This window comes from Pseudomonas rhizoryzae (genome assembly GCF_005250615.1).
Classification (GTDB): domain Bacteria; phylum Pseudomonadota; class Gammaproteobacteria; order Pseudomonadales; family Pseudomonadaceae; genus Chryseomonas; species Chryseomonas rhizoryzae.
In genome coordinates this window covers 83,573-96,391 of the sequence record NZ_SULM01000006.1, presented here as the reverse complement: position 1 = coordinate 96,391, position 12,819 = coordinate 83,573, and the positions used below count along the sequence as shown (strand labels likewise).

Below are 12,819 nucleotides of genomic sequence, written 5' to 3'. Positions count from 1 at the left end.
ACGTCTGCGCCTGGTCAGTCGAACAGGCCGAAGGTCAGGCGGCTGAACCAGGAGCGCTTGACCGGTGCGGGCGTCGCGCCGCCGGCCTTTTCGGCCTCAGCCGGGTCGACGATACGCAGTTCGGGCGCCAGGTTGTCACGCTCTTCCTGGTACTTGCGCTGGATGTCCTGGCTGGCGCGGGTCTCGCCGGGCGGCAGCGGATCGCTCGGGCGATCGATCAGGCCCAGGGTCGCGCGGGTCAGCCAGGAGCGTTGCTGGTCCTTGTCGTCGGGCTCGCGCAGCTGGAATGCGCCATCCTTGAGGCTGACGTTGTTCGGATAGTTCAGCTTCAGGGTTTCCAGGCTGGACGCGGCCAGTTCGTTGAGCCCCATGTGCTGGTAGGCCTCGACCATCAGCGCCAGGCCATCGCCCACGGATGGGGTGTCCTGGAAGTTCTCCACCACGTAGCGACCGCGGTTGGCGGCAGCTACGTAGGCCTTACGGGTCAGGTAGTAGTGACCGACATGGATGTCGTAGGCCGCCAGCAGGTTGCGCAGGTAAATCATGCGCGCCTTGGCATCGGGGGCATAGCGGCTGTTGGGGAAGCGGCTGGTGAACTGGGCGAAGTCGTTGAAGGAGTCGCGCGAGGCACCCGGATCACGCTTGGTCATGTCCAGCGGCAGGAAGCGCGCCAGCAGGCCACGGTCCTGGTCGAAGGAGGACACGCCCTTCATGTAGTAGGCGTAGTCGACATTGGGATGCTGCGGATGCAGACGGATGAAACGATCCGCTTCCGTGCGCGCCGCCTCGGGCTCGCCATTCTTGTAGTTGGCGTAGATCAGCTCGAGCTGGGCCTGTTCGGCATAGCGACCGAAGGGATACCGCGACTCCAGGGCCTTCAGCTTGCTGATGGCGTCGGTGTAGCTGCTGTTGGCGATATCGCGCTGGGCCTGGCTGTAGAGCTCGCCTTCCGGCATGTTCTCCGGAACCTCGGGCGCTTTCGAGGAGCAGGCGGCGGTGAGGACTAGGCTGGTGACCAGCAGCAGGTGCTTCAATTGCATGGCGGCTTGGATTCCCCGAAACGGTCGGCGGTGCAGGGATGAGGGCGGAGAGCTCTCACCTAGCCTGTGACGGGGCCGGAACCGTCCTGTTATGATGATCGACCCGGAATGCCGGGGCAAAAAAGTCGCCGTATTTAACCACAGGGTCGGGCCGATTCCAAAAGCCCTGCCATTGCCCGCGCAGATCCATGTCCGAATCCATCGTTCTCAATGCCGAAGTCCCCTCCGAACTCGGTGGCCAGCGCCTCGACCAGGTCGCTGCCCAGCTGTTCGCCGAACACTCCCGCTCGCGGCTCGCCGCCTGGATCAAGGACGGCAGCCTGACCGTCGACGGCGCCGTGCTGCGCCCGCGCGATACCGTGCACGGCGGTGCCCAGCTGGCGCTGCGCGCCGAGCGCGAAGCCCAGGGTGAGTGGGTGGCCCAGGATATCGAGCTGGACATCGTCTACGAGGACGATCACCTGCTGGTGCTCGACAAGCCGGCCGGGCTGGTGGTGCATCCGGCCGCTGGTCATGCCGACGGCACCCTGCTCAATGCCCTGCTGCATCATGTGCCAGGGCTGGAACACGTGCCGCGCGCCGGTATCGTCCATCGCTTGGACAAGGACACCACCGGGCTCATGGTAGTGGCCAAGACCCTGGAAGCCCATACCAATCTGGTGGCCCAGTTGCAGGCCCGCTCGGTGAGCCGCATCTACGAAGCCATCGTCGCCGGGGTGATCGTCGCGGGTGGCACGGTCAATGCGCCCATCGGCCGCCACTCCCAGCGGCGCCAGCGGATGGCGGTGATCGCCGGCGGCAAGCCCGCGATCAGTCATTACCGGGTGCTGGAGCGCTTCCGCGCCTATACCCACACTCGCGTCAAGCTGGAGACCGGGCGGACCCACCAGATTCGCGTGCACATGACCCATGTCGGTTTCCCGCTGGTGGGCGACCCGGTCTACGGCGGTCGTTTCAAGATTCCGCCGGCGACCAATCCGACCCTGATCAAGACCCTGCGCGAATTTCCGCGCCAGGCCTTGCATGCGCGCTTCCTCGAACTGGATCATCCGGAGACCGGTGAGCGCCTGCGCTGGGAGTCGCCATTGCCGGAAGACCTGGTCTGGCTGTTGGATCTGCTGCGCCAGGACCGGGAGTCCTTCGAATGATAGGCGCCGGCTGGCTGCGGCCTGACTGGCCGGCGCCGGTCGGCGTTCAGGCCTGCGTCACCACTCGGGCGGGTGGTGTCAGTCAGCCGCCTTTTGCCAGCTTCAATCTGGGTGCCCATGTCGGTGACGATCCCGCCGCGGTCGCCGAGAATCGTCGGCGCCTGGGCGAAGCCCTGGGCTGCCAGCCGGCGTGGCTGGAGCAGGTGCATGGCACAACGGTGGTCGAGGCCGATCCCACCCAGGTGCTGCGCGCCGATGCGGCCTGGACGTCGATGCCGGGTATCGCCGTGACCATGATGACCGCTGATTGCCTGCCGGCCCTGTTCTGCCGCCGGGACGGTTCTCGCGTCGCGGCGGCTCACGCCGGTTGGCGCGGTCTGGCGGGCGGAGTGTTGGAAGCTGCCGCGGCCAGCCTGGCCGTGGCACCCACAGAGGTGCTGGTCTGGTTGGGGCCGGCCATTGGCCCGGCCAGTTTCGAGGTCGGTGCTGAAGTGCGCGAGGCCTTCGTCGCCCAGCACGCCGATGCCGAGTCCTGCTTCGTGGCGCGGGAAGAAGGCAAGTACCTGGGTGACCTCTATGCCCTGGCCCGCTTGCGTCTTGCCGCTCAGGGCATCACGGCGGTGTATGGTGGCGGTCTGGACACCTTCGTCGATCAGGCGCGCTTCTTCTCCTATCGGCGTTCCGCGCGAACCGGACGTTTCGCCAGCCTGATCTGGATCAAGCCCTGACGTCTTTTCCGACATGGCGCATGCGCCATGCTTGAATCGTTAAGCATCGCCCCTATCTAAAGGTCATTCCCGCGGGTAATCGAAAGCGCCTTCTGCCGCGCTGTCCCGCGTCTCAGATAGGACCTTACCCATGCGTATAGACCGTTTCACCAGCAAACTGCAGCTCGCCCTGGCGGATGCCCAGTCCCTGGCCGTCGGCCACGATCATCCGGCCATCGAGCCGCTGCACCTGTTCTCCGCCTTGCTCGACCAGCAGGGCGGTTCCATTCCCCCGCTGCTGCGCCAGGTTGGTTTCGATCTGGCCAGCCTGCGCAAGACCCTGGCCGAAGAGCTGGACAAGCTGCCCAAGATCCAGAATCCCACGGGCGATGTGAATCTCTCCCAGGACTTGGCGCGTCTGCTCAATCAGGCCGATCGCCTGGCCCAGCAGAAGGGCGACCAGTTCATCTCCAGTGAATTGGTGCTGCTCGCCGCCATGGACGAGAACACCCGGCTCGGCAAGTTGCTGCTGGGGCAGGGCGTCTCGCGCAAGGCGCTGGAGAATGCCATCAACAACCTGCGCGGCGGCGAGGCGGTCAACGATCCCAATGCCGAAGACAGCCGCAAGGCGCTGGACAAGTTCACCGTCGATCTCACCAAGCGCGCCGAGGACGGCAAGCTCGACCCGGTGATCGGCCGTGACGACGAGATCCGGCGCACTATCCAGGTCCTGCAGCGCCGCACCAAGAACAACCCGGTGCTGATCGGCGAACCTGGCGTTGGCAAGACCGCCATCGCCGAGGGCCTGGCCCAGCGCATCATCAACGGCGAGGTGCCGGACGGCCTCAAGGACAAGCGCCTGCTGGCGCTGGACATGGGCGCCCTGATCGCCGGTGCCAAATTCCGTGGTGAGTTCGAGGAACGCCTCAAGGGTGTACTCAACGAACTGGCCAAGCAGGAAGGGCGCGTCATCCTGTTCATCGACGAGCTGCACACCATGGTCGGCGCCGGCAAGGCCGAGGGCGCCATGGACGCCGGCAACATGCTCAAGCCGGCCCTGGCGCGTGGCGAGCTGCATTGCGTGGGCGCCACCACCCTCGACGAGTACCGCCAGTACATCGAGAAGGACGCAGCCCTGGAGCGGCGTTTCCAGAAGGTGCTGGTGGACGAGCCGAGCGAGGAAGACACCATCGCCATCCTGCGGGGCCTCAAGGAGCGCTATGAGGTGCACCACAAGGTGGCCATCACCGACGGCGCCATCATCGCCGCAGCCAAGCTGTCGCACCGCTATATCACCGACCGTCAGTTACCGGACAAGGCCATCGACCTGATCGACGAAGCCGCCAGCCGCATCCGTATGGAAATCGACTCCAAGCCCGAGGCCCTGGACCGCCTGGATCGCCGCCTGATCCAACTCAAGGTCGAGCGCGAGGCCCTGAAGAAAGAAGACGACGACGCCGCGCTCAAGCGTCTGGAAAGACTCAAGGAGGAGATCACTCGTCTCGAACAGGAATACGCCGACCTGGAAGAGGTGTGGAAGGCCGAGAAGGCCGAAGTGCAGGATTCCGCACAGCTGCAACAGCGCATTGAACAGGCGCGTGCTGAGCTGGAGGTCGCCCGCCGCAAGGGTGACCTCAATCGCATGGCCGAGCTGCAGTACGGCACCATTCCCGACCTGGAGCGCAGCCTGCAGATGGTCGACCAGCACGAGAAGCCGGCCAACCAGCTCCTGCGCAACAAGGTCACCGAGGACGAGATCGCCGAAGTGGTCTCCAAGTGGACCGGCATCCCGGTCAGCAAGATGCTCGAAGGCGAGCGCGACAAGCTGCTGCGCATGGAGGACGCCCTGCACAACCGGGTGATCGGCCAGGACGAAGCGGTCACCGCGGTGGCCAATGCCGTGCGCCGTTCGCGGGCGGGGCTGTCCGATCCGAATCGCCCCAGTGGTTCCTTTCTCTTCCTTGGCCCGACCGGGGTGGGCAAGACCGAGCTGTGCAAGTCGTTGGCGGAGTTCCTCTTCGACACCGAGGACGCCATGGTGCGCATCGACATGTCCGAGTTCATGGAGAAGCACTCCGTGGCGCGGCTGATCGGGGCACCGCCCGGTTATGTTGGCTATGAAGAGGGTGGCTACCTGACCGAGGCCGTGCGGCGTAAGCCCTATTCGGTGGTCTTGCTGGACGAGGTGGAGAAGGCCCATCCCGACGTCTTCAACATCCTCCTGCAGGTGCTGGACGACGGTCGTCTGACCGACAGCCAGGGCCGTACCGTGGACTTCCGCAATGCGGTGATCGTCATGACCTCCAACCTGGGGTCGGCGCAGATCCAGGAACTGGTCGACGACCATGACGCCCAGCGCGCAGCGGTGATGGATGCGGTGGCCAGTCATTTCCGCCCCGAGTTCATCAACCGGATCGACGAAGTGGTGGTGTTCGAGCCCCTGGGCCGCGAGCAGATCGCCGGCATCGCCGAGATCCAGCTGCAACACCTGCGTCAGCGTCTGGCCGAGCGTGACCTGCAACTGGAGCTGACGCCGGAAGCCTTGGACAAGCTGGTGGCCGTGGGCTACGACCCGGTCTATGGTGCCCGGCCGCTCAAGCGTGCCATCCAGCGCTGGATCGAGAATCCGCTGGCCCAGCGCATCCTCTCCGGTGCCTTCGCACCCGGCAGCCGCATCCAGGGCAGGGTGGAGGACGACGAGATCGTCTTCGCCTAGGAAAACGCCGGACGATCCCTGGATCGCCCGGCTTTCCATATAAATTTGTGAAAAAACAGCAGGCTAGGTGTTGACGTCTGTTTCTACTTCCGTAAAATGGCGCACCTCACTTACGGCAAAGCCCGAAAGGCAGTGGCGTAAGAGGGGTTGGAAGATCGAAATTCCGCGATAGCTCAGTCGGTAGAGCAAATGACTGTTAATCATTGGGTCCCTGGTTCGAGTCCAGGTCGCGGAGCCACTTCCATTCTCGGGGTATAGCGCAGCCCGGTAGCGCGCCTGCTTTGGGAGCAGGATGTCGGGAGTTCGAATCCCCCTACCCCGACCATATTTGGGTCGTTAGCTCAGTCGGTAGAGCAGTTGGCTTTTAACCAATTGGTCGTAGGTTCGAATCCTACACGACCCACCATATTCACCAGAAACCCTCCGCAAGGAGGGTTTTTGCGTTTCTGGCGCTGGGATTTCATGCCCTCCCGTCTTCCAGGCTTCACCGTCCGAGGCTGAATCTTTCGCTGGTCGGTATCCGTTTCCTGGCATCCCGTCCCGCTGAAGTCCAGGGCACTCTTTTTTTATCCATGTCTCTGATCCCAGCCTGACGGGATGCCGCTCTATTTCGCTACTTTCCGGCGAAAGCCTTGATTCATGCGTCTTCCAGCGCTTAGCGAGGCGATATTCGGTAGTAATGACAGCCGTACGCCTGACTACTATCAAGTGAGGAATCAGGTTTCAGGGCGGTGCGGATGCAGTCTAAACACCTCTCGGGTTTCACTCTTATCGAGGTTCTGGTCGTCGTTGTCTTGCTGGGTATCGTCACTGCCTTGGCGGCGCCAGGTTTTGCCAGTTTGATCCGGAGCAATCGAGTGCAGGCTGCCGCAGGGGAGTTGCAGCGCGCGCTCTATTACGCGCGCAGTGAAGCCATGAGCCGGGGGGTGAATGTCATCGTCACCACGGATCCGGAAGACGCCAACGGCTGGACGGGCGCGCTCAAGATCAGTACCGCCAAGACCGTGGTCCTGCCCAATGCCGAGGTCTTGCGGCAGTACGCCGGGGGCCTGGGCAATGGGGTCAACGGTACTGGTGCCCAGGGCAGCAGTCCACTCACCAGCCTGACCTTCCAGCCCAATGGCAGTTTGCGGATAAGTTCGGAGGCCACCATTCGCATCTGCGCCACCAATGCCCTGACGCCCGGCAAGCAATTCACGCTCAGCGTGGGTGGGGTCCTGAGTGTGACGGACTATGTGCCCACCCAGGCCAGTGCCGTGGGGTGCAGCTAGATGAAGCCCCGGCAGAAGGCCTTCAGCATGATCGAGGTGCTGGTCAGCCTGGTGATCATCTGCATCGGTGTGCTCGGCATGGTGGCCTTGCAGACCCGCAGCGTGGCGCTGTCCCAGGATTCGGTGCAGCGCAGCAACGCCATGGTGCTGGCCAACGATCTGCTCGAACTGATGCGCAGCAATCGTGATCAGGTGCTGGCGAGCGACAAGGTCAAGCCCGATGGCAGCTACGCCAAGCAACCGGGGCGCAGCTTCCAGGTGAAGGCGCTCGATGCCGGCAAGACTTGCCTGACCCGGGATCGCTCGGCCGGCGGTGAGACGGTGGCGGGCCAGGACCTGGGTTGCTGGCTGAGTCAGGTGAAGGCGCTGTTGCCGGTGACGGACGCCCTGATCACCAGCAGTTTCGCGGTCTGCCCCGCGTCGGGCATACCGCCGCTACCGGCCAGCGATGCGTCAGGCAACACCACGCCGCTCAGCGCCTGCGAGAACGCCGCGCGCGCGACGATCATGGTGGTGATCGCATGGCAGGACGCCAGCAATGATCCGGTGAACTGCCCCAAGGGCGTTTGCTACTACGCCCTGCGCTCGGAGTTGTGAGTCATGAAGGCTTGGCGTCGACAGCGTGCCAAACAGCGGGGGTTCTCCCTCATCGAGATGATGATCGCCTTGACCGTGGGTACCTTTCTGGTACTGGGTGTCTCGCAGATCTACATCGACAACAAGCGCAGCTTTCTTTTCCAGCAGGGGCAGACCGGCAACAGAAACAACGCCCAATTGACCTTGCAGATACTCGACCGGCAACTGGCGCGGACTGGCTTTCGCGCCGATATCCGCTACCAGGGCACCTTGCGGGCGGCTTTTCCGGCGGTCAGCGCCGTGGCGGACACCGATGGCGTGAGCTGTCCGGCATTCAATGCCGGGGTCACCTTCGCCGCCACCACGGATAGCGTCAATGCGCCCACGGGTGTCTGCATTCGCTATCAGGGTGGGCTGGACGGCAAGGATCTGGACTGCCTGGGCAGCGCCATCCCGCGGGTGAATCTCAATACCGGGGGAAACGTCCTGCTCAAGCTACGCTACCTCGCCGATGCCACGCCGGGCACGGGTACCCTGAGCTGTACCGTCTGGAGCGAGCGGAACGGCGCCTTGACCCGCAAGGGAAGTGGAGTGTTGGTGCAGGGGCTACGCGACTTTCGCTGGTCCATTCCGCCGAGCGCGGATTCGCCGGCGGTGCGATACGCCGCGCTGCTCAGTACCAGCGACGCGTTACCGAGCGATGTGGCGAGCAATGCGGTGGCCAATTGGAAGACGCTCACTGGCCAGCAGCTCGACGATACCGGTCGACCCATGCAGATGCTGCAGAGCACCGTCACCCTGAGGAATCTTGCCTTATGAAGACCCGCCTCGGCAGCGGCCAGCGTGGCGCTACGCTGTTGGTCGCCTTGGTGATGTTGCTGCTGCTCTCGCTGCTGGCGGCGTCCAGCATGCGCCAGACCTTGTTGCAGGCGCGTAGCGGAGGTGCAGCGATGGAGAATACCCAGGCCTTCAATGCTGCCGAAGCGGCGCTGCGCGAGGGCGAGCGCCGGCTGATGGCCCTCAGTCGACAGCCGACCTTCACTGCGTTCAGTGCTGGATTCGCCAGCTGTACCGAAAGCGTATCCCTGATCCAGAGCGCCTTCGCCAAGCCTCCCAGTGGCGATCTGTGCATCCTGACCAAGAGTAACGATCTGGCTACCAGCGCCCTGACGCAGACCTGGGCGGCGACGGCGCTGCAGGCCACCGGCATGACGGCCACCTCGCGGTCGGTCGCCTATCGTGGCTCCGATGGCGGCTCGACCTTCACCCGGACACCACGCTGGGTGGTCACCGCCATCGGCAGCAACTCCGTCGATGTCTCCGCGCCTGCCACCACTCTGTTCCGGGTGACCGCTGTCGCCCAGGATCGTGGCGGACGCTTTCCCGTAATCCTGCAGAGCGTCGTCTCCCTGGAGGTGCCATGAGTCGAGTCGTGCTGGGTATAGCGTCTCTGGCCCTGCTGTCCGCCATGGCTACGCCAGGCGTTCAGGCCGCGGCCCTGAATCTCAGTCAGCAGCCGCTGTTTCTGACCAACAGCGTCGGTCCCAATCTGTTCGTCACCCTGGACAACTCCACCAGCATGCAGATGGCGGTGGTGCCGGATGCTTCGAATACGGACGCCATCCGTCCCACCCGTCGCGCCAAGTCGGCGGCTTTCAACAGCCTTTACTACAACCCGGCGATTACCTATCCGGCACCCTATGCGGTGAGTTACAGCAGTACCGGTGGATTGACCCGTACCCGCCTGACTACCAGCTTCACCAGTGCCTATGTCAACGGCTATCGGCCTGGGTTGGGGAGTGTCAATCTGGCCAGTGACTATCGGGTGAGTTGGAGCTACAACCCAAACCTGGTCACCACGGATCCCAACGTGGCGCGTGGCACCGCCTACGGCAATCCGGGTTTGCAGAACAACAGTCCGAGCATGTTGGCGGAAAACCCGTCCCAGGATTTCTACAGCTCTGGTACCTACCAGGGCACCAGCAATACCTACGGCAGCCTGACCCTGGTGAACATACTGGTCGGGGCGGGATTCACCGAAAACATCAACGGCGCCCAGGTCAGCATCAGCGATCCCTCTTTGCTGTCGCGGCTGTTGTTTGGCGGTTCCCTGACCGGCGGGTGTACGGCGACCATCGCCAATACCAGCAGCGTCACCTACAGCAACGTGACCTGTACCCGTAACGTCCAATACGGACTGTTCGGCGCCATCACCGCGGCCAGCTACACGGTCACGGCCAACACCAGCATCTCCGGCGCCATTGCCGGCGTGCCTGCCTACTACTATCTCTACGATACTACCCTGGCCACCTGTACCCCGGCCGCTCTGCAAACCGAAGGCTGCTATCGCCGCGTACTGGTCGGCACCTCCTCGGGTCCCAACGGTACGGACGAGCGGCAGAATTTCGCCAACTGGTATTCCTTCTATCGCAGCCGCGCCTTGTCCGCGCAGACGGCGACCAACCTGGCACTGGCGGATGCGTCCGAGAACATCCGGGTCGGCTGGCAGGCTTTGGGCACCAATGACAGTTGCGTCCTGGTCACAGCCAACGCCAACTGCCGTGGCATCAGTAACGCCAGTTCGACGACCTACGACAATCGTCTGCGGCCTTTCACGGGCGCCCATCGGGCAGCCTTCTTCACCTGGCTAGGAGATGTCTATTACAACCAGAGCACGCCTTTGCTACAGGCTGTCGCCCGGGTGGGAGAACTGCTCAAGGTCACCGGCAACGACAGCCCCTATGCCTATCAGCCGGGCACCAGCGAGACGCCGGTCTACGGTTGCCGTGCCAGTTATAGCCTGGTGGTCACCGACGGTATCTGGAATGCGGCCCTGAATTCGGGCAACTTCGATGGGAGCTCGGCCACCTTGCCAGACGGCCAGCAGTATTCGCCCCAGGCTCCCTTCCAGGACAGTACGGCTAACACTTTGGCTGACCTGGCCTTTCTTTATTGGCGCAACGATGCCCAGCCTAATCTGAACAACAGGGTGCCGCCCTACAACACCGTCACCAGCGATGAGGTCCAGGGCACCCGGACACTGGCACCCTACTGGAATCCCCGCAACGATCCGGCCACCTGGCAGCACCTCACGGGGTTCTATGTCGGGATAGGTCTGAGTAGTGCCTTGGTCAATCCGGCCTGGGGCGGCGATACCTTCGCCGGTGGCTACAGCGGCCTGGCGGCGGGCACCACCTCCTGGCCGGTGGCCGGCGCGGACAATTCCGTCAATCAGAACAATGTCTATGACCTCTGGCACGCGGCCATCAACTCGCGTGGCGAGTTCTTCAGTGCGGAAGACGCCAGCGACCTGATCACCTCGCTGAGCGCGGTGATCACCCGTATCACCCAATCCACCAGCGTGGGTGCCAGCCAGACCGTCTCGCCCACCCAGGAAGGCGACAGCACCTCGCTCTATACCTATGTGCCGTCTTTCTCCAGTACCGACTGGAGCGGTGACCTCATCAAATACCAACGCACCGCGACCACTCGGACGCGTCTCTGGAGCGCAGGTCAATTACTCGATAGCCGATTCACCCTGGGCAATAACGCCTACTCCGGACGCAAGATCTACGTGGCCAGTCGCGGCGTACTAACCGACTTCAGCTGGGCGAATTTGACCGCGGCCCAGCAGGCCAGTCTCAATCGCACCTCCGCTGGCGCCACCGACACCTATGGCAGTCGCCGCGTCGATTACCTGCGCGGTGATCGCAGCCTGGAGGCGCCTGGTACGACGCCTTCTTTCCGACCGCGTAACCATATCCTTGGCGACATCGTGAATTCCTCGCCCGTGGTGGTAGCGGCACCTACCCAGCCCATCGCCTTGATGAACGCCACGGTCGGCGATAACTCCTACGCCACCTTTCGTACCGCCAACCTGAACCGTGAGCGGCGCATCTATGTCGGCGCCAACGACGGCATGCTGCATGCTTTCAATGATCAGGGGCAGGAAGTCTTCGCCTTCGTACCGAGCGCCGTGATCGGCAACCTGAATCGGCTCACCGATCGCGGCTACGCCGGGGGCGGCCATCAGTCCTACGTCGACAACACCCCGGTCGTGGGCGACGTCTATATTGGCGGCGCCTGGCGAACCGTCCTGGTGGGTACCCTGCGCGGGGGAGGGCAGGGGATCTTCGCCCTGGACATCACCAATCCGAATGCGCCGGTATTGCTCTGGGAGAAATCCGCGAGCGATCCCGGCTATGCGGACCTGGGCTTCACCTATGCCCGTCCCGTCATCGCCCGGCTGCACACGGGGGGCTGGGGAGTGGTAATGAGCAATGGGTACAACAGCGCCCAGGACAATGCCGTGCTCTACGTGATGAACATGGCCGATGGCAGCCTGATCAAGGCCCTCCCGGCCAGCGACAACGTCGCCACGCCCAATGGCCTGAGTTCGCCCTTCGTGGCCGATGTCGATGGCGACCTGGTGGCCGATTACGCCTACGCCGGTGACCTGCACGGCAATCTCTGGCGCTTTGATCTGATCGGCACCTCACTGACTGCCGTGGCTGCAGCGGATAACTTCCGCGTCGCCTTTGGCGGACGACCACTCTATACCGCCCAGGCCAGCAGCGTGGCGCCCGGCACTACCAATCTGGTCCAGCCGATCACGGCGAGTCCCGCGGCAATCGCTCACCCGAGTGGCGTCGGCCATCTGGTGATCTTCGGTACCGGCAAATATCTGGAAGCCAGCGATGCCATCGCCAATCCCAACAAGGCCATGACGCTCTACGGTATCTGGGACCGCCAGACCGATGGTTCGGCCGCTGGCAGCACGCCAACGCTGACGATCGCCAACCTCCAGCAACAAACCCTGGGCACCGATCAGTCGATCAACTACAGAGGCTCCAGCGGCGCCAGTGTCAGTAGCACGGCCAATACCGTCTCCACTACCTCGGTGAATTGGTACGACCCGGCAACGGCGGCCAATGGCAAGCAGGGTTGGTATCTCAATCTGCCCTTGAACGGTGAATTGGTGATCAACAAGCCCCAGCTGTTCAGCGGTACCCTGCTGATGAGTTCGCTGGTGCCCAGTACCGATGCCTGCGCCAGCGGGGTCACGACCTACCTCTATGCCCTGGACCCCTATACGGGCGGCAACAACAGCGGCCTGTTCAACCTGGGCTTGGACACGGTCTACGGTCGTATCCAGATGGATGGGCTGTTGGGTGGCATCGTGCCGTTCGTCTATGGCGATGGCAGCTTCAGCATGGAGGGCACCCTGGCCGATGCCGCGCTCTACGGCAGCGACGGCAAATCCCCCGACGCCGGTCTGGGCGGTGAGCTGCCCGCCAGCCGCCGGCAGACCTGGAGGGTCATTACCAATCAGGATTGACCCGCTTTCGTTTACGAGCGCCC

The 12,819-nt window shown here is 63.4% G+C and carries 9 protein-coding genes, 3 tRNA genes and 1 pseudogene; 12 read left to right on the top strand and 1 reads right to left on the bottom strand.

The annotated features are described in order from the left end of the window. Positions 1-14 precede the first annotated feature (14 nt). Positions 15-1,040 carry an outer membrane protein assembly factor BamD gene (locus FAZ11_RS11070; protein ID WP_058767400.1) on the bottom strand — a complete coding sequence of 342 codons (1,026 nt, stop codon included), beginning with the start codon at positions 1,038-1,040 and terminating at the stop codon, positions 15-17. Positions 1,041-1,228: 188 nt separating this feature from the next. Between FAZ11_RS11070 and rluD the strand changes: the two genes are divergently transcribed. The 12 genes and pseudogenes from rluD to FAZ11_RS24860 all read left to right on the top strand — a co-directional run bounded on the left by rluD (position 1,229) and on the right by FAZ11_RS24860 (position 12,796). Beyond that, positions 1,229-2,188 (top strand): 23S rRNA pseudouridine(1911/1915/1917) synthase RluD, encoded by a 960-nt coding sequence (rluD, locus tag FAZ11_RS11065; RefSeq protein WP_058772425.1) that lies wholly within the window; start codon positions 1,229-1,231, stop codon positions 2,186-2,188. After that, complete coding sequence (pgeF, locus tag FAZ11_RS11060; protein ID WP_058772426.1) at positions 2,185-2,916, top strand: peptidoglycan editing factor PgeF; 732 nt, start codon at positions 2,185-2,187, stop codon at positions 2,914-2,916. The genes rluD and pgeF overlap by 4 nt, the downstream gene beginning before the upstream one ends. 130 nt (positions 2,917-3,046) lie before the next feature. Beyond that, complete coding sequence (clpB, locus tag FAZ11_RS11055) at positions 3,047-5,611, top strand: ATP-dependent chaperone ClpB (RefSeq protein ID WP_058767403.1); 2,565 nt, start codon at positions 3,047-3,049, stop codon at positions 5,609-5,611. A gap of 162 nt (positions 5,612-5,773) precedes the next feature. Then, positions 5,774-5,849, top strand: a tRNA-Asn gene (locus tag FAZ11_RS11050). Between the two features lie 10 nt (positions 5,850-5,859). After that, positions 5,860-5,936: transfer RNA gene (locus FAZ11_RS11045), tRNA-Pro, on the top strand. 5 nt (positions 5,937-5,941) lie between these two features. Then, a tRNA-Lys gene (locus tag FAZ11_RS11040) sits at positions 5,942-6,017 on the top strand. Positions 6,018-6,348: 331 nt separating this feature from the next. Beyond that, a pseudogene (locus FAZ11_RS25000) lies at positions 6,349-6,429 on the top strand (prepilin-type N-terminal cleavage/methylation domain-containing protein); the annotation flags it as partial. 39 nt (positions 6,430-6,468) lie between these two features. Continuing rightward, positions 6,469-6,882: a GspH/FimT family protein gene (locus FAZ11_RS11035; protein ID WP_237141965.1), complete on the top strand. Its 414-nt coding sequence runs from the start codon at positions 6,469-6,471 to the stop codon at positions 6,880-6,882. After that, complete coding sequence (gene pilV / locus FAZ11_RS11030) at positions 6,883-7,479, top strand: type IV pilus modification protein PilV (protein ID WP_058765480.1); 597 nt, start codon at positions 6,883-6,885, stop codon at positions 7,477-7,479. 3 nt (positions 7,480-7,482) lie between these two features. Then, on the top strand, positions 7,483-8,277 hold the full coding sequence (locus FAZ11_RS11025; RefSeq protein WP_058772243.1) for a PilW family protein: 795 nt from the start codon (positions 7,483-7,485) through the stop codon (positions 8,275-8,277). Beyond that, on the top strand, positions 8,274-8,882 hold the full coding sequence (locus FAZ11_RS11020) for a pilus assembly PilX family protein (protein ID WP_058765476.1): 609 nt from the start codon (positions 8,274-8,276) through the stop codon (positions 8,880-8,882). Before FAZ11_RS11025 ends, FAZ11_RS11020 begins: the two co-directional genes overlap by 4 nt. Beyond that, a complete protein-coding gene (locus FAZ11_RS24860; protein ID WP_240043548.1) occupies positions 8,879-12,796 on the top strand; it encodes a pilus assembly protein in 3,918 nt (1,305 codons plus the stop codon). The genes FAZ11_RS11020 and FAZ11_RS24860 overlap by 4 nt, the downstream gene beginning before the upstream one ends. Positions 12,797-12,819: the final 23 nt, after the last annotated feature.

Bases quoted from the DNA above. Each gene is read 5' to 3' on its own strand.
- FAZ11_RS11020 (WP_058765476.1), top strand. From the start codon at position 8,274: ATGAAGACCCGCCTCGGCAGCGGCCAGCGTGGCGCTACGCTGTTGGTC.
- FAZ11_RS11025 (WP_058772243.1), top strand. From the start codon at position 7,483: ATGAAGGCTTGGCGTCGACAGCGTGCCAAACAGCGGGGGTTCTCCCTC.
- pgeF (WP_058772426.1), top strand. From the start codon at position 2,185: ATGATAGGCGCCGGCTGGCTGCGGCCTGACTGGCCGGCGCCGGTCGGC.
- pilV (WP_058765480.1), top strand. From the start codon at position 6,883: ATGAAGCCCCGGCAGAAGGCCTTCAGCATGATCGAGGTGCTGGTCAGC.
- FAZ11_RS24860 (WP_240043548.1), top strand. From the start codon at position 8,879: ATGAGTCGAGTCGTGCTGGGTATAGCGTCTCTGGCCCTGCTGTCCGCC.
- FAZ11_RS11070 (WP_058767400.1), bottom strand. From the start codon at position 1,040: ATGCAATTGAAGCACCTGCTGCTGGTCACCAGCCTAGTCCTCACCGCC.
- rluD (WP_058772425.1), top strand. From the start codon at position 1,229: ATGTCCGAATCCATCGTTCTCAATGCCGAAGTCCCCTCCGAACTCGGT.
- clpB (WP_058767403.1), top strand. From the start codon at position 3,047: ATGCGTATAGACCGTTTCACCAGCAAACTGCAGCTCGCCCTGGCGGAT.